Raw genomic sequence first — 15,891 nt, 5'->3', positions numbered from 1 at the left:
GGCTGATCACGCGTACACCTCGGGACGCTCGTTCTTGGTCGACGGTTGCGGTGCGGGCCGGCGCAGCGCGAGCAGAACCCCGACGGCCGTGACCGCGGCGAGCGCCCCGGCCGCGACCAGCGTCACGCCGTCCGGGTGGATCAGCGGCTGACCGCGCAGCGCCTGCCAGGTCACCAGCGCGACCAGACCGGCGTACGCGCCGGCGGCCACCAGCATCAGCCGGAGCCGTACCCCACCGTCGCGCAGCCGGGGGAGCCGCCCGGCCAGCAGACCGATCCCGATCGCGAGCAGCGGCAGCGCCTGCAGGGCGTGCATCCCCACGAAGTGCGGGATCCGCAGGTCGCCGCCGGTGGTGCTCCAGCCGGTGATCGGCATCCCCGGTCCTCCGTCGGGCACCCCGACGCTGTGCGCCCCCACCAGGGTGACCGGTTCGGCGGCCTCCTGGCCGGGCGTCGGCATCACCATCAGGTAGCCGAGGCCCATCCCGACGAGCGCGATGAGCAGGCCCAGGCGCAGGGCCCAGGCGATCGCCCGGTCGGGCATCCGCTGGACCATGAGCAGTACGGCGAGCACCAGTGAGGCGCTGTACAGGACGGCGATCAGCACGGCCATCAGCCCGAAGACCGCCGTGTCCAGCGGGGTGGCCACGTTGAAGTGGCTCTGCTGGCCCCGGCCCGCCTGTACCGCGATCAGCCCGACCTCGACGAACCCGGTCACGGCGACGATCGTTCCGGCCCACCAACCGATCCGCCTGCCGCGCCGCATCAGCGAGATCAGCCAGGACAGGGTCACGAGGTAGAAGAGGAACGACAGGGCGAACTTGAACGGCTTCAGCCAGATCGGCGCCCCGACCAGCATCCGGTCGTCGACGACCAGGCCGACCAGGGAGACGAGCCCGAGCGCCACCATCGTGGCGGCCACGAACATGAGCGGCCGGTGCCAGTGGTACGCCTGCCGCAACGAGACTGGTGAGTACGTCATGCCCTCACGGTCGCCGAACCGGGGCCTCGAAGCGCCCGCCCGCGGTCCCGACCTCCGGCCTCCGGTACGAGCGGTTCTCCTACCACGGTAGGAGGCCGGCGTCGTCTCCGTGATCGCCGATGGTGCGGTCGAGCGAGCGGAGGTAGGCGTACGAGCGGGTGCGGTCCTTCGCCGGAGGCGTCTGGACAGGCCCTCGCCCACCCGTCAGCGCCGGCTCAGACCGCCTCCGGCGGGCGGGGCCGCTGCTTCAGGTACCTCCGGGCACGTGGCAGCGGGTCGTGCGCGTACTGCTCCGGCAGCCGGTGGTGCTGCGCGGCGCAGAAGTCCTGGAGCGTCGATGTGATCGGCAGCAGCTCCCAGCTCGGCTCCGGCTCGTACTCGGCGGTGGCGCGCAGCAGCTCGGGCAAGGGCGTCCAGCCATCGTGGTCGAAGGCCCAGCGGCCGTTGCTGATGATCACGTGGCTGACGTAGGGCTCGAAATGCTGACGTAGTCCGGTGATGCCGAAGCCGGCGGCAGCGTACTGCTCGGCGGCGACCCAGGCGAGCACATGGCACGCGCCGGCCGCGAAGAACGCCTGGTCCGTCCGCTGCCAAGACAGCACTTGATCGACGCGTTCAGCTTGGGTGCGGCGGAACCTGGCGGCGGGAGTGTACGGCGTACCCATTCGTCTCCCGCGCTTGGCCTGCTCCACCACCCGGTGGGGAGTCGCTCGCCCAAAGGCGAGGATCCACAACAGCCCACCGGAACGCGGTGAACGTTAGTGGACCCGCACTAGATCTGGTGGAGCCAGGCTACGAAGAACAGTCCCATGGCAGCGCAGATCAGCAGCGCCACCGGCCGTACCCACGGCCGCAGCCGCTGCCCGTCGAGGGCGGCGGTGAGCCGCTGGTGCAGCGCGGCGATGGCGAGCAGCAGGGCGAGCCCGGCGGCGGAGGTGGGTATGCCCACCAGGAAGTGCACCACCCACGCGCCGGCCAGGGTCGGCCCGCCCCACGCGTGGTCGTACGGCCCGGGAACCACCAGGCCGTAGAGAATCCCGCGCAGCACCATCAGCAGCTGGACCCCGAGCGGCGGCAGCGCCGCCGCGCCGAGCAGGAGGCTGAGCAGGCCGTGACCGGCGACGGGGAGCCAACCCGCCCGGCGCCGGACCTCGACGGGTGGCGCCGCGAGCACCCGGGTCCGCAGCGCGCGCCACCAGGAGAGCGCGGTGCCCGCCCGGCCGAACAGGACGGTCGGCAGGGCGGCCAGGGCCATCAGCGGCAGCAGGGCGCCGTAGGCGAGGCTGCGGCCGGTCAACGCCGTGAGCCGGCGCGCCCGGCTGTTCTCTTCCATTGCGGTGGAACGCGGGTGGGATTGGACGGACACGGCTTCTCCTACAGGGCTCGTCTCGATGAGGCCGTGACCGTACGAACGCGTCGACGGGCAGGACGTCACCCCACGGTCCGGTCTTGCCGTACCCCTCTGGTACTACGGTTGGCCGCCGCTGGCGGTAGATTTCCCGGCGTGACCTCGGGGGATGTCCGCCGGCCCGGCTCGATCGGACCGGCAGTGGTGATCGGCGCGTTGGCCGGAGCGGCGCTGGCCGCCCGCTGGGGCTGGCCGGTGGGGCTGTCCGGGGCGGTCGCCGGCGCGGCACTCCTCGGTACCGCCGAGGCCGTGGCGCGGGCCCGGCAGCGCCCCGGCGAGATCCCCGCGCTCTGGTCGCGGATCGTCATGAGCGCGGCGATCGCCGCCCCGCTCGGCTGGACCGCCGGCTGGCTCACCGGCGCCGGTCCGCTCGTGGTGGGCCTCGCGACCGGCGTGGTGGTGGGGCTGCTCGGCGTACGACCGCACAAGGTGCTGCTCGGGCCGCTGGTCGGGGCCGCCGTCGGCTACGGCCTGTCGACCGTTGACGAGAGGGTCTGGACGGGGCACCCGGCTCCTGCCGCGATCGTCGCCGCCGCCACCGCGCTGGCGTACCGGATGCTGGCGGCGCTGGTCTTCCGCGGTCCCCAGGTGAGCCTGCTCGCCGAGCGGGTCGGCGCCGAGGAGCTTCCGTTCGTGGTGCCGCTCGAGTCGCGCACCCGGTACGTCGGTACCGGCTACGTCCGCGAGCTGGCGCGGGTGGTCGGCGGCGACTACCGCGCGGACGCGCCCGACGTCGGCATCGTCGCCTCCTTCGACGAGCTGACCGGCCCGGGGTTCGACCCGGCCGGCGTCGACCCGAGGGTGCGCGAGTTCTACGAGCACACCACCCGTTTCACCCTCGACATCGTGCCCGAGTGGCGGCTCTGGGTACGCCCCGGCTACCTGCTCTACCGCACCTTCCTGGCCCGCCCGCTCGGACAGGCGAACGTACCGATGAACCAGCGGGAGACGAAGCGCGGCGTACGCAGCCGCATCGACACGATCAGCCCCGAGCGGGGCGGCGTGGTCGGCATCCGGGGCTGGATCCGCTCGTACGTCGACACTGACGAACCGATCTACGTCGGCATCTACACCACGTACCGGCACGACGGGCGCGGGTACGTCAGCGTCGGTTTTCCGTTGCCGCAGGCCAGCTTCACGGCCACCCTGCTGCCCCGCCCGCGCCCCGACGGCGGCCTGGTCCTCACCAGCCGCAGCGACCTGCCCCACCCGGGCCACTACCTGACCTACGTCGAGCCGGAGTCGCGGCAGCTCACCACGCTCGCGGTGCACGGCTTCGCCGAGGAACTCGACGTGTACGTCCGGGACGGCGAACTGCGCGCCGAGCACGCGTTCTGGGTCTTCGGGCTGCCGTTCCTGGTGCTGCACTACACGATCCACCGCAAGCCGCCGGACGCCGTCGATGCAACCGGGCTGCGCAAGCCGATCCTCGGCCAGGTCGGCGGTGATCCATCACCGGGCTGAGATGGGTACGGGTCGCTCGGTAGCGGGCACGTGGACACTCGATCTCGAGTCAGCGAGCACCGAGGACCTGATGCTTGGGGACCTCCAGGTGTGGATCTCCGGCGACCGCGAAGAGCGCTGGCTGTACCGATTTGAAGGCGACCTCGACAGTTGTGACCTGATCGAGTTTCACCGGACCCACTGACCGGAGGACCACTTCCCGCGCAGAGGGATTGAGACCGTCCCGCCACGTGGAAGCGGGCGGCCCTGTTGCTGCTGGCGCGACCAGGTCCGGGGTGGCGGGCGTGACGAGGGTGGACAGGTCAACGCTCAGGTTGTCGAACTCTGCCTGAAGTACGCCTGGGTCGACCAGGACGTGTCGCCCGGCCCGCGCTACCGCGAGCCGGGCGACACGCGAATGGGTCAGGCGCTGAGCTTGGCGGCGAAGTTGACGACCCGCTCGGCCATGTGGTCGAGCGCGCCGATCTGAGCGTCGCCCAGCGGGGCGTCGTTGTTGCCGCCGGTGACGTGCGAGACACCGTACGGGTTGCCGTCGGCGAACTTCACCGGGTCGGTGTAGCCCGGGGGAACGATCAGGCCGCCGAAGTGGTAGATCGTGTTGTAGAGGGCGAGGAGGGTCGACTCCTGGCCGCCGTGAGCGGTCATGGTCGAGGTGAAGCCGGCGTACACCTTGTTGGCCAGCAGACCCTGCATCCACTGCGGGCCGAGGGTGTCGAGGAACTGCTTGAGCTGGCTGGAGACGTTGCCGTAGCGGGTCGGGGTGCCGAACAGCACAGCGTCGGCCCAGACCACGTCGTTGGCGGTCGCCTTCGGCTCGTTCTTGGTGGCGTCGAAGTGCTGGCTCCACGCGGCGTTGGAGGCGATGGCCTCGGCCGGGGCGAGCTCCGGAACCTGGCGCAGGCGCACCTCGGCACCGGCCTTCTCGCCGGCCTCGGCGAGCCGCTTGGCCATCGAGTGGATGGTGCCGGTGGAGGAGTAGTAGATGACGGCGAGCTTAGTCATCGAAGAAGTCCTTTCATTGGATAGTTGCCGACGTGATATTTGCGCTGGCAACAATCAAGGAGTCTAGCCGATGGTTGCCCCGATGCCACCGCCGGACCGGGCGCTCCCGCGTGCCATCCAGTAGCGCGCCCGGCGTCCGATCCCGGAGGTTGCGCCGGTCGTCAGGAGTCCGCGCTGGCGCGGCGGCTCTCCGGGGAGTCTCCGTGACCTTCGCCACCGTGCCCGCCGCCACTCGCGGGACAACGACCGATGCGGGTCCGATCCGGGCGACGACTCCATCAACCTTTCGGCCGTTATGGCCGTCCTGAACGCGCGGTAGCGTGCTCGTGGCGCTGATAGGCGTCGATTGAATTGCGGTTGGCCGTATGCCGGCAAGGGGGCAGCATGACACATCACCGCCGCACGCGCCGAACAGCTGCGTGCGCAATCATTGTCGGAATCCTCGCCGCCGGTTCGCCGGCCGCGCCCGTCACCACTGCCGCGTACGCCAGCGCGGCGAGCATGTCCGAAAACGCGGTCATCGAGTGGGACCGCAACGCGCAGTACGCGATCTGGGACGTGGCGGGTCAACAGCCGCAGGTCCAGGCGCGCAGCTTCGCAATGGTGCACGGCGCCATCTACGACGCGGTCAACGCCATCGCCGGAGCGCCGTACCAGCCGTACCTGATCAAGCCGGCCACCAACGGACGAGAGTCGGTGGACGCGGCAGTCGGGACGGCCGCCTTCCAGGTGCTCAGCTCCCTGTTTCCAGCACAGCAGACGCGGCTACGGACGCAGTACGACGAGTGGTTGGCCGCCATCCCCGGCGGCAGTGCGAAGCGACGCGGGATCTCCGTGGGCAGTCGAACCGCCGCCGCGATGATCGACGCGCGACGCGACGACGGCGCGTTCGGCCCGACGGCCTGGCCGGTCGGCACCGAGCCGGGCCAGTGGCGACCCACCCCGCCCACCAACGCCAACGACGGAGCGTGGGTGGCCAACCTCAAGCCGTTCCTCATCCCCAGCCCGTCGATGTTCCGCTCGTCGGGCCCGCCCGCGCTCACCAGCGAGCAGTATGCCCGGGACCTCAACGAGGTCAAGGCGATCGGAGCGGTCGACAGTTCGACCCGGACGGCCGATCAGACGGAGGCCGCTGTCTGGTGGCACGACCGGCACCTGGGCGAGTGGGAGATCAAGCGCCAGTTGGCCACGACGCAGCGGCTGAGCTCCCTGCAGACGGCGCGGATGTTCGCGATGGTGGACCTTGCCGAGGCCGACGCGACGACCGCCTGTTACAACGAGAAGGCCGCTTGGACGTTCTGGCGACCGGTCACCGCGATCCAACTGGCCGACACCGACGGCAACCCGGCCACCGAGGCCGACCCCGACTGGATGCCACTACTCGTCACGCCACCCCACCCGGACTTCACCTCTGGGCACACCTGCTTCACCGCGGCGAGCATGTCGGCGCTGAGACACTTCTTCGGCCGGGACGACATCGCGTTCAGCGCCTACAGCGAAGCCTCGGGTACCACTCGCCATTTCAGCGGCTTCTCAGAAGCCCTCGCCGAGGTCACCGAGGCCCGGATCTGGGGCGGCATCCACACGCGCACCGCCGACGTCGAGGGTGCCAAGATCGGGGCGAAGGTCACCGCGTACATGATCCGCAACTACTTCCACCCACGGCGATGACCCGCGGCCGACGAACCCTCCCGGGGGCGATGCGGTCCAGGTCGAAGACGGTCCGGTGACCGGCCCGGCCCGACTGCCGGCACGGCGGTCGGGCCGGGAAGCTCCAGCCCCGCGGCGGTCACCCACGCGGTCCGTCGCCGACACCGGCCGCCCGGTAGGCGGGAAGAACCGGATCAGGCCAGACCAGGCCGCTCCTGGTAGACGTCCGGCACGCCGTCGGCATCGCTGTCGCGTTCTTCGACCGTGCACAGCCGCCGGTAATGGCGGTTACGCGCACGCAGGACGACGGTGGCCAGCAGTGCCGCCAGGAGCGACCCGAGCAGCACGCCGATCTTGGTGTGGTCGTCGCGCTCGCTGCCGGCGCCGAACGCGAGTTCGCCGATGAGCAGCGAGACGGTGAAGCCGACCCCGGCCAGCAGCGCCAGCCCGAACACGTCCCACCAGTCGATTCCCTCGGCGAGGCGGGCCCGGCTGAACCGCTGCACCAGCCAGGTGGCGCCGAAGACCCCGACGGCCTTCCCGACGACCAGCCCGACGACCACTCCCACCGCGACCGAGTCGGTAAGCGTCGCGCCCAGACCACCCGCTCCGGCGATCGACACCCCTGCGGCGAAGAACGCGAACACCGGAACCGCCACGCCCGCGGAAAGCGGACGGAACCGGTGCTCGAAGTGCTCTGCCAGGCCGGTGCCGGGCCCAGGCTTGCGGCGCAGCACCGGCACGGTGAACGCGAGCGCGACCCCGGCGACCGTGGCGTGCACCCCGGAGGCGTGCACGAGGGCCCAGGTGACCACGGCCAACGGCAGCAGCAGCCACCAGGATCGGACGCGGCGCTGCACCAGCAGCCCGAACACCGCCAACGGTGCGAGCGCGAGCAGCAGCGGCCCGAAGTGCAGCGAACCGGTGTAGAACACCGCGATGATCACGATGGCCAGCAGGTCGTCGACCACCGCGAGGGTCAGCAGGAACGTCCGCATCGCCGCCGGCAGGTGCGTGTTGATCACGCCGAGCACCGCGAGGGCGAACGCGATGTCCGTCGCGGTCGGGATCGCCCAGCCGGCCAACGCGCCGTCGCCGGTCCGCGCGTTGAAGACCGTGTAGATAACCGCCGGCACCGTCATGCCGCCGAGCGCCGCGGCGACCGGCAGGAGCGCTCGCCGTGGTTCGCGCAGGTCACCGGCGACGAACTCGCGTTTGAGCTCCAGGCCGGCGACGAAGAAGAAGATCGCCAGGAGGCCGTCGGCGGCCCACTGCGCCAACGAGAGGTCCAGGTGCAGCCCCGCCGGGCCGATCTCGAAGTCGCTGATCCGCCGGTACGCGTCCGACCACGGCGAGTTCGCCCAGGCGAGCGCGAGCACGGCGGCGGCCAGCAGCAACACCCCGCCCACGGTCTCCGTACGCAGGATGTCGCCGATCCGGCGTACCTCCGGCCAGCTGCCGCGGCTGAGCAGGCGTGGCGTGCGATCGGTGGGTGTGGTCACGCGGGAACTCCTCCGGCTGGGGTCGCTGATTGCACCGCCGACCAGACTTCCCGGCACACCGCTGTCCAGCCTACCCGTTCGACGATCATCAGCCCGGGCCGCAGACCGGGCGGTCCCGTACGCTGCTCTCTGCCGGCCGCCGGAAGATTCTCGACGCGGAATGCGGCGGCATCGCCGAGAGAGGTGGCCCGAGGACCATGAAGCCCTGGCACATCGCTGTACTACTGGTCATCCTTGCCGTCGTCGGATACGTGGCGTGGCTCGTCGCCGCCTTCAGGCAGGGGAAGCGGGGCGGCTGAGGCGGCGTCACCGCTCGCCGCGTTGTTTCCGGCTCTCCGGTGGATGCTTCGGGTGCGCCGATTCCGCGGTGTCCTCGGTGACGCTGCTAGGCGCCCGCCTCGGGCGCCGCGCTCACGGGACCGGTGGTCCCGTGAGCGCGATAGGGCCGTCTGCAGTCGAGGCGTGGTCAGGCGCCGGCGAAGTGCTCGCGGTGGTCGCGGACGAACTCGCCGATGCTCCGCGGCGACCGTCCGAGGATGCTGGCGACATGGTCGTTGGCGAAGTCGCCGAACCCGGAGCCGTACGCGGCCCGGTATTCGGCGAGGGCCTCCGCCATCCACTCGTCGAGCCCCGCCTGCAGCAGGCCGTCGCGGGTCTCGTCCGTGCTCTGCGGCACGTACCGCACCGGCCGTCCGACCGTACGGCTGATCTCCTCCGCCGCCTGGTGCAGGGTGAAGCTCTCCGGGCCGGTGAGGGTGTAGATCTTGCCGGCGTGCCGCTCGGGTGCGGTGAGGATCTCGGCCGCGACCGCGGCGATGTCCCGTACGTCGATGCCGCCGACCCGGCGCTCCCCGAAGACCCCGTACAGCTCCTCGCCGTTCAAGGTGAAGAGCAGGTTCTGCATGAAGTTGGACGGTCGCAGGATCGTCCAGTCCATGCTCGAGTTCTGCAGTTCGGCGTCGGAGAGCGCGTGCAGCCGCCCGTTGCGGGTGGGGGCGTCGTGCGCGGCCCCGATCGCGGAGAGCCGGACGACGTGCCGTACGCCGGCCTGCCGGGCGGCCCACACCGCGTTCGCGCTCTGGGCGGGCGCGAGCGGCCCCATCGGCGTCAGCAGCCACAGCGTCGTCACACCGTCGAACGCCGGCCCCAGCGTGCTCGGGCGGTCCAGGTCACCCGGTACGTACTCGACACCGTCGATCCGGGGTGCGCGCGACCTGTCCCGTACGAGGGCACGCACGGGCGCCTTACCGGCGAGCTCGCGCAGCACCTCGCTCGACACCATGCCGGTCGACCCGGTCACCAGAATGGTCATGACTCTCCTCAAACTGTTGTGATCCTGCTGCGGCTGCTCCACGGCCTGCCGCGCTATGGCGCCGCCCTCGCCCGGTCGGCCGTTGACCTGTGGCGGGTGGGTGGCTACCGCCGCGTGCACCGGTCGGCCCTACTGTCAGTCAGTCGGGTCCTGGGCGGTGGTGCCGCGCGGCAAAACGATATAGTCCAAATATGAGACCGTCCAATGATTGGACTAAAGATGAGGCGTAGCACACGTAAGGAGCAGGATCCCGACCTCGGCATCCTGGCCGTCCAGCTCTCCGCAAGGGTCCAGCGCGAGATCTTCATCCGCGCCGCCCAGCACGGATTCGAAGACGTCAGGCCCCGGCACGGCGCGGTGCTCGCATTCCTGGACGCGGAGGGCACCCGCCCCGGCGAACTGGCCCGGCTGGCCGGCCGCAACAAACAGACGATGGGCGCGATCCTGGACGAGCTGGAGCGCCTGGGTTACGTCCGGCGCGCCCCCGACCCGGCTGACCGCCGGGCGAGGCTGATCATGCCGACGGAACGCGGCCGCCAGTTCATGGAGCTCTCCGACGCGCTTGTGAGCCAGATCGAGCAGGAGCTCGCCGACACGCTCGGCCCGGACCTCTACGGGAAGTTCAGAGACGGGCTGCGCCGTAGTCTTGCGAGCCTCCCCGCGACCGGCCGCGACACGGAGGGCTGAGGACAGCGATCCGTGCTCTCGTGTCGCGGCCGTGAGGGAGATCCGCTCGGCCCCGACAGCGGCCGCGAGCGAGGCCTCATCCGAGTGTGCCCGGACGGAGGCATCGCACGCTCGTCGAGGGCTACGGAGCCAGGGACGGGGTCGGCTCGCCGGCCCCCTGGTTCGCGTCTGGCGCAACGCTGCTTCCCCGGGCGTTCCTGCCGCGTAGGACGGTGAGACTGGTGATGGTGGCGGCGATGAAGAGGACTCCGGCGGCGAGGAACGCGGACCGGTAACCGGCCAGGTAGGCGCCGAGCTGGTCGCTCGGGTTCTCGCCGAGACGCGCACGCGTGGTGGTGGTGTAGAAGGTGTTGAGCAGGGCCACTCCGAACGCTCCGCCGAGCTGCTGGGTGGCGTTGAGCACCGCGCTCGCCACACCCGCGTCGGCCGGGTCGACGCCGGTCAGCGCGGCGCTGTTCATCGGGGTGAACACGAATCCGAGGCCCACGCCCATGAGCAGTTCGGGCAGCAGCGTGCCGCCCAGCCAGGCGGGGGATCCGTCGATCGTGGTCAGCGTGAACATGCCGATCGTCGCCAGGGCCATGCCGAAGGCCATGAGCGCCTTCGGACCTGTCCGGGGCAGGATCGTGGGCATCGCCAGCGCCACGAGGATGATCCCGGCGCTGAAGGGCAGGAAGGCCAGCCCCGCCCGGATCGGCGGGTAGCCGAGATTGACCTGCAGGTAGTAGGTCAGGAACAGGAACATGCCGAACATGCCGGCGCCGGAGAAGACGGCGGTGACGAACGATCCGGCGCGGTTCCGGTCTCGCAGTACGCGCAGCGGCAGCATCGGATGGTCGGTGCGGGACTGCCGGAGCACGAAGGAGACCAGGAGCACCAGGGCGGCGCCGAGGGTGAGGAGCGTGGTGGGGCGGGTCCAACCGCCGTCGCTCTCGCCGGCGATGGTGAAGCCGACCACCAGGGCCACGGAACCGGTCGTGGCCAGCGCGGCGCCGAGGATGTCGTAGCGGCGGCCACCGCCGACCCGGCTCTCGCGGACGGTCGGGACCGCGCCGAGAAAGGCGACGACCGCGATCGGAACGTTGATGAACAGGCACCACCGCCAGTCGAGGTACTCGGTGAGGGTGCCACCGAGGAGGAGCCCGATCGCCCCGCCGAGGCCCTGCACGGCCCCGTAGACGCCGAACGCGCGGGCCCGTTCGGCGGGGTCGACGAACGTGACGGTGACCAGGGACAGCGCGGCGGGCGCGAGCGCGGCGGCGAAGACGCCCTGCAGCGCGCGGGCGGTGATCAGCATGGCGGGGTTGACCGCGAGCCCGCCGAGGACGGAGGCGAGGGCGAAGCCGGTCAGGGCGACGAGCATGATCCGTTTGCGGCCGGCGAGGTCCGCGACGCGGCCGCCGAGCAGAAGCAGACCGCCGAAGGTGACTGCGTACGCGGTGACGGCCCAGTGCCGGTTGGCGTCCGAGATGTCTAGCGAATGCTGTGCCTGTGGGAGGGCGATGTTGATGACCGAGGCGTCCAGCACCACCATGAGGGTGGAGAGGGCGATCACGCCCAACGCGAGCCAGCGGCGTCGGTCGGGTCGTCCGGCGCTGGTGTGCGGGGCGCGGCCCGTGGTCGTCGGGTGGACGGACATCGGAGACGTTCCTTCGGTTCGGTGAGGGCGGCGCGTGACGCGCGGAGTGCGACGGCAGCCCGTGACTTGGGATTCGATCGGGAGCGAGTGGTCGGCCGCGGGCGCGGAGAGGCCGCCGGTGACCATCGACCGGCGCGGCTGCCGGGACGCGCGGGTGCCCCGCGGGCGGGGCGATCAGGTCACCGGCCGTCGTGGCGGCCGCGCGGTTGGCTGGCGTACGTCGTCGCGGGCCGACGGGCGTCGTCGACGCGGTCAGCCGTTGTGCGACGAGGTCGCGGAGGTGAGGTATGCGGGCGGCGCGGTGGCGGTGCCCGTCAGGTAGGTCGTTCTGCGGGTTGAGCGGCGCGTCGCCAGCGTCGAGGCGTCGGGTGTTCTCGCGGTCCCTCGGCGCTTCGGCGATCTGTGTTCACGGGTCCTACTGTCCACAGCCGTGCCTCGGGCGGCAAACTGTGTTGCGATTTCCGCAAAACGTGCCGGCGAGGTCACGAGTCGCGGATGTGGATCCGTTCGCCCTGCGGGCTGAAGAGCGCCATCACCTCGACGGGCTGCTGATCGGCGCTCGCGATGGCGTGCGGTGTGCGGGTGTCGAACTCCGCCGCCTCTCCCGCCACGAGAGTGGTGAGGGTGTCGCCGAGGGCGAGGTGCAGGGTCCCGCTGAGCACGTAGATCCACTCGTAGCCCTCATGGACCCGCTGTCCGATCCGTGCGTCCTCCTTGCGGGGCGGCAGGATCAGCTTGAACGCCTGGACGCCGGAGGTGTTGCGGGTCAGCGGAATGTAGATCATTCCGTCGCGGCGGACGGGCTTGGGGTGGATCCGGGGATCGCCCGACTGGGGGGCTCCGACCAGGTCGTCGAGCGGCACCCGGTACGCCTTGGCGAGGGGGAGAAGCAGGTCGAGCGAGGGGCGTCGGACGCCGGATTCCAGCCGGGAGAGAGTGCTCACCGAGATGCCGGTGCGCTCGCTGACGTCTGTGAGCGTCAACCGGCGCCGGCTCCTCAGGTGTCGCAGGCGCGGCCCGACCCCGGCCAGCGCGGCGTCCACGTCCTCGTCGGTCATCTCGATGCACCTCCTTTGCGGAGGTGGCAAGTCTACTTGCGCTCCGTGCATGTCGCGCCTGTGATGGGCTCGGGACGCCGGTAACCACGTGACTCGATCTGGTAGCAGAACGTAAGCTTTTCGATGGGTGAATCCCTCCCGCCAGCTCCGCGACCACCTCTGCGCTTCTCTCGCCCGATCGCCATGGCGGTGCGATCGGTGACGGTCCGTGTCCGAATCCGTCCGACCGACCGCTTCGTGCGGGCGCCATCCACCGATCGAGGAGGCCGCCGTGGCGACTGCTACCCGCCCGCCCAAATCTTCCGAGCAGAGCGACCCGGCCGGCGACGACGCCGAGCCGATGCTGCCGGAGCTGCAAGATCCGGATTGGATGCACCACGCCCGCCAGGTCGCCCAGACCGGGTTCTGGGCGGTGGCCCGCCGCCTGCCCAGGCTGGTCAAGGAAGCGATCGGCGTGGCCTGGGCGACCAACCGGTTCGACACGGTCGCGTCCATCGGCCTCAACGTCGCCGCCGGAGTCATGACCACCTTCGGACTGCTGGCCACGACCACCGTGCTCACCGAGCTGTTCGCCGCCGGACCCACCCCGGACCGCGTCCGCGCCGCCCTGCCGGCGCTGCTACTCGCTGCGGCAGCCGTGATGGCCCGTGGCGGGTTGACCATCGCCGCAGGGTGGGCGCAGGCCCGGCTGGTGCCGCAGATCAACTATCGCGTCGAGTTGCGCATGTTCGAGGCCACCACCGCCGTCGATCTCGCCGCGTTCGACGACGCCGGCTTCGCCGAGGAGATGGACCGCGCCCGTGATCGCGGGATGCACGAGGCGGCGTCGATCGTCGACAGCACCGTCAACCTGATCACCGGAGTCGTCGGCGTCCTCGCCACCGCCGCCGCGGTAACCGTCATCCAGCCGATCCTGCTGCCCTGCCTGCTCCTCGCGGCCATCCCTCAGGCGATCATCACGGTGCGGATCGCCCGCGGGCAGTACCTGAACATGCTGGCCCGCATCACCCGACAACGGCGCATGCGAATGCTCGCCGACCTCATGGCCAACCGGCGCACCGCCGTCGAGGTCCGCACCTACCAGATGCGCGAGTTCCTGCTCGACGAGTACCGGCGGATGATGCGCGCCGAGACCCGCGCCGACTTCGACCTCGTCCGTTCGCAGACCATCACCCGCGTGCTCGGCACCTCCGCTGCCGGGCTGGCCACCTTCGCCGTCTACGCCGTCCTCGGCGGTCTGCTCCTGGTCGGTTGGGTGGCTCTCGCTGCCGCCACGACCGCGCTGCTGGCGTTGCAGGCCGCCCGCACCAGCCTCGGCATGGCCGTCTTCGCCACCAACTCCCTGTACGAGGAGGCCCTCTACTACCAGGACTACCGCGACTTCCTCGACCGGGCCCGGCTCCGCACCCCGCCCGGTGGCGGCGAACCCACCACCGGCTTCGACACCATCGACCTCGACAAGGTCAGCCTTCGCTACCCGGGCACGGACAACCTCGCGGTCGACGAGGTCAGTCTCACCCTGCGTCGCGGGCAGGTCGTCGCGTTCGTCGGCGAGAACGGTTCCGGCAAGACCACGCTCGCCAAACTCATCGCGGGCCTCTACCGGCCCACCTCCGGCGCCATCCGTTGGGACGGCACCGACACCACCGCCCTCGATCCGACCAGCCTCGGCTCGCACGTCGCGGTCATGAGCCAGGACTGGTGGAGATTTCCGTTCACCGCGCGCCAGAACATCCTCATCGGCCGGCACGACCGGGCGCGGCATTCGCCCGGGCCGAGCGTGGAGGACGCCGCCAGCGCAAGCGCCGCGCACGACATGATTCTCGACCTCCCGTACGGCTACGACACCTTGCTCGACCGCGAGTTCAAGGACGGTCAGGACCTGTCCGGCGGTCAGTGGCAACGACTCGTCGCCGCCCGCAGCCTCTACCGGCACGCGAAACTCCTCGTCTGCGACGAGCCGTCAGCCGCGCTCGATGCCCGCGCCGAGCACGCCATGTTCCAGCACCTGCGCCGGCAACCCGACCGTCTGCTCATCCTGATCACCCACCGGCTCGCCAACGTCCGGCATGCCGACCAGATCTTCGTCTTGCGCGGCGGACGACTGGTCCAGCAGGGTGACCATGATCAGTTGATGGCGCAGGACGGTCTCTACCGCGAGCTGTTCGACCTGCAGGCGGCCGGCTATCTGGCCGAGTCGTCGTAGGCGTTGCCCGGCAGAGCTCGCGACGCCCAGAGCCGTGGGGGCGCCGGCGGAAGCTCGGCGTCCGCCGGGGCGGTGGTGGGTTTGCGGGTGCCGCCGACCACGAGCGCGAGTCCGACCAGGACGATCAGAGCGGCCAGTGCCTCGTCGGCCGTCATCCGCTCGTGCAAGAAGAGCCACGACGCGGCGAGCCCGAAGACGGGTACGAGCAGGCTGAACGGTGCGACCCGGGCGAGCGAGTAGTGACCGATGAGCCGGTTCCATATCCCGAACCCGACCAGGGTCGACACATATGCGACGTAGCCGAGGGCCGCCAGCCCGGGCCAGGAGAGGCCGGCAACCGAATCCCGTACCACGTCCGGCCCGTCGACGACGGCCGCCAGGCCGAGCAGTGGCAGCGGAGGCACCAGACTGGACCAGACGAGCAGGGAGAGCGGCCGGGTCTCGCCGCTGACCCGCACCACGACGTTCGCGACCGCCCAGCTCGCCGCCGCGAAGAGGGTGAGCGCGAAGCCGATCGCGGTGGCGTGGCCGCCGCCGGCGACGGCGATCATGCCGATGCCGGCCGAACCGACCAGCACCCCGGCGAGCTGTCGCCGGGTCGGACGCTCCCGCAGCAGCAGCGCGGCGAGCAGCACCGACACCAGGGCCTGGGCCTGGAGCACCAGGGAGCCCAGCCCGGCGCCCATGCCGAGCGCCAGCGCGGTGAACAGCGCCCCGAACTTGAGCACCCCGAGGATCAGGCCGTAGGCGACGACGTACCGCGCCCGGGCGGTAGGCCTCGGCACGAGGAAGACCAGCGGTACGGTGACCACGGCGAACCGCAGGGCGGTGAGCACCAGCGGTGGCAGGTCTCGCAGGCCCATCTCGATGGCCACGAAGTTCACGCCCCAGATGGCGGCGACCACGACGGCCTGGAGCCGGTGCGACATTCTCATGCGACCAACCCTGAACGGGCTGACCTATTAGCACAATCTCATAGTTC

The 15,891-nt window shown here is 70.8% G+C and carries 13 protein-coding genes; 4 read left to right on the top strand and 9 right to left on the bottom strand.

The window, feature by feature from the left end:
• Window positions 1-6: 6 nt before the first annotated feature.
• From BXA10_RS22215 to BXA10_RS22205, 3 genes are all read right to left on the bottom strand, one after another.
• On the bottom strand, window positions 7-981 hold the full coding sequence (locus BXA10_RS22215) for a hypothetical protein (protein ID WP_245828366.1): 975 nt from the start codon (window positions 979-981) through the stop codon (window positions 7-9).
• 215 nt (window positions 982-1,196) lie between these two features.
• Window positions 1,197-1,583 carry a hypothetical protein gene (locus BXA10_RS22210; protein WP_084753142.1) on the bottom strand — a complete coding sequence of 129 codons (387 nt, stop codon included), beginning with the start codon at window positions 1,581-1,583 and terminating at the stop codon, window positions 1,197-1,199.
• Between the two features lie 170 nt (window positions 1,584-1,753).
• Window positions 1,754-2,347 carry a hypothetical protein gene (locus tag BXA10_RS22205; protein ID WP_139338082.1) on the bottom strand — a complete coding sequence of 198 codons (594 nt, stop codon included), beginning with the start codon at window positions 2,345-2,347 and terminating at the stop codon, window positions 1,754-1,756.
• Window positions 2,348-2,485: 138 nt separating this feature from the next.
• On the opposite strand from BXA10_RS22205, the gene BXA10_RS22200 reads away from it, so the two are divergent.
• Window positions 2,486-3,853: a hypothetical protein gene (locus tag BXA10_RS22200; RefSeq protein ID WP_245828365.1), complete on the top strand. Its 1,368-nt coding sequence runs from the start codon at window positions 2,486-2,488 to the stop codon at window positions 3,851-3,853.
• A 402-nt stretch (window positions 3,854-4,255) separates the two neighbouring features.
• Here BXA10_RS22200 and wrbA read toward each other — a convergent pair whose 3' ends face one another.
• The gene (gene wrbA, locus BXA10_RS22190; protein ID WP_076472747.1) at window positions 4,256-4,855 is read right to left on the bottom strand and encodes an NAD(P)H:quinone oxidoreductase; all 600 of its coding nucleotides are present in this window, start codon (window positions 4,853-4,855) and stop codon (window positions 4,256-4,258) included.
• Between the two features lie 501 nt (window positions 4,856-5,356).
• On the opposite strand from wrbA, the gene BXA10_RS22185 reads away from it, so the two are divergent.
• Window positions 5,357-6,526, top strand: coding sequence for a vanadium-dependent haloperoxidase (locus BXA10_RS22185; protein WP_217696823.1), 1,170 nt, complete (start codon window positions 5,357-5,359; stop codon window positions 6,524-6,526).
• A gap of 173 nt (window positions 6,527-6,699) precedes the next feature.
• Here BXA10_RS22185 and nhaA read toward each other — a convergent pair whose 3' ends face one another.
• Together nhaA and BXA10_RS22175 are read right to left on the bottom strand one after the other, a co-directional pair.
• On the bottom strand, window positions 6,700-8,007 hold the full coding sequence (gene nhaA, locus BXA10_RS22180; RefSeq protein ID WP_076472745.1) for a Na+/H+ antiporter NhaA: 1,308 nt from the start codon (window positions 8,005-8,007) through the stop codon (window positions 6,700-6,702).
• A 466-nt stretch (window positions 8,008-8,473) separates the two neighbouring features.
• On the bottom strand, window positions 8,474-9,319 hold the full coding sequence (locus BXA10_RS22175; RefSeq protein ID WP_076472744.1) for an SDR family oxidoreductase: 846 nt from the start codon (window positions 9,317-9,319) through the stop codon (window positions 8,474-8,476).
• Between the two features lie 219 nt (window positions 9,320-9,538).
• Between BXA10_RS22175 and BXA10_RS22170 the strand changes: the two genes are divergently transcribed.
• Window positions 9,539-10,006: a MarR family winged helix-turn-helix transcriptional regulator gene (locus BXA10_RS22170; protein ID WP_076472743.1), complete on the top strand. Its 468-nt coding sequence runs from the start codon at window positions 9,539-9,541 to the stop codon at window positions 10,004-10,006.
• 121 nt (window positions 10,007-10,127) lie between these two features.
• Here the strand turns inward: BXA10_RS22170 and BXA10_RS22165 are convergent, their stop codons facing one another.
• Window positions 10,128-11,645, bottom strand: a complete 1,518-nt coding sequence (locus BXA10_RS22165; RefSeq protein WP_076472742.1) for an MFS transporter — start codon at window positions 11,643-11,645, stop codon at window positions 10,128-10,130.
• A gap of 482 nt (window positions 11,646-12,127) precedes the next feature.
• Window positions 12,128-12,703: a helix-turn-helix domain-containing protein gene (locus BXA10_RS22160; protein WP_076472741.1), complete on the bottom strand. Its 576-nt coding sequence runs from the start codon at window positions 12,701-12,703 to the stop codon at window positions 12,128-12,130.
• Between the two features lie 340 nt (window positions 12,704-13,043).
• On the opposite strand from BXA10_RS22160, the gene BXA10_RS22155 reads away from it, so the two are divergent.
• Window positions 13,044-14,909 carry an ABC transporter ATP-binding protein gene (locus BXA10_RS22155; protein ID WP_084753140.1) on the top strand — a complete coding sequence of 622 codons (1,866 nt, stop codon included), beginning with the start codon at window positions 13,044-13,046 and terminating at the stop codon, window positions 14,907-14,909.
• On the opposite strand, the gene BXA10_RS22150 is transcribed toward BXA10_RS22155, so the two are convergent.
• Window positions 14,888-15,844, bottom strand: coding sequence for an EamA family transporter (locus tag BXA10_RS22150; protein ID WP_084753138.1), 957 nt, complete (start codon window positions 15,842-15,844; stop codon window positions 14,888-14,890). The two genes, BXA10_RS22155 and BXA10_RS22150, sit on opposite strands and share 22 nt — an antisense overlap.
• Window positions 15,845-15,891 lie beyond the last annotated feature (47 nt).

The sequence above is a fragment of the Micromonospora avicenniae genome, from assembly GCF_900156065.1.
GTDB lineage: Bacteria > Actinomycetota > Actinomycetes > Mycobacteriales > Micromonosporaceae > Micromonospora > Micromonospora avicenniae.
This window is presented reverse-complemented; position numbering and strand designations above follow the sequence as displayed.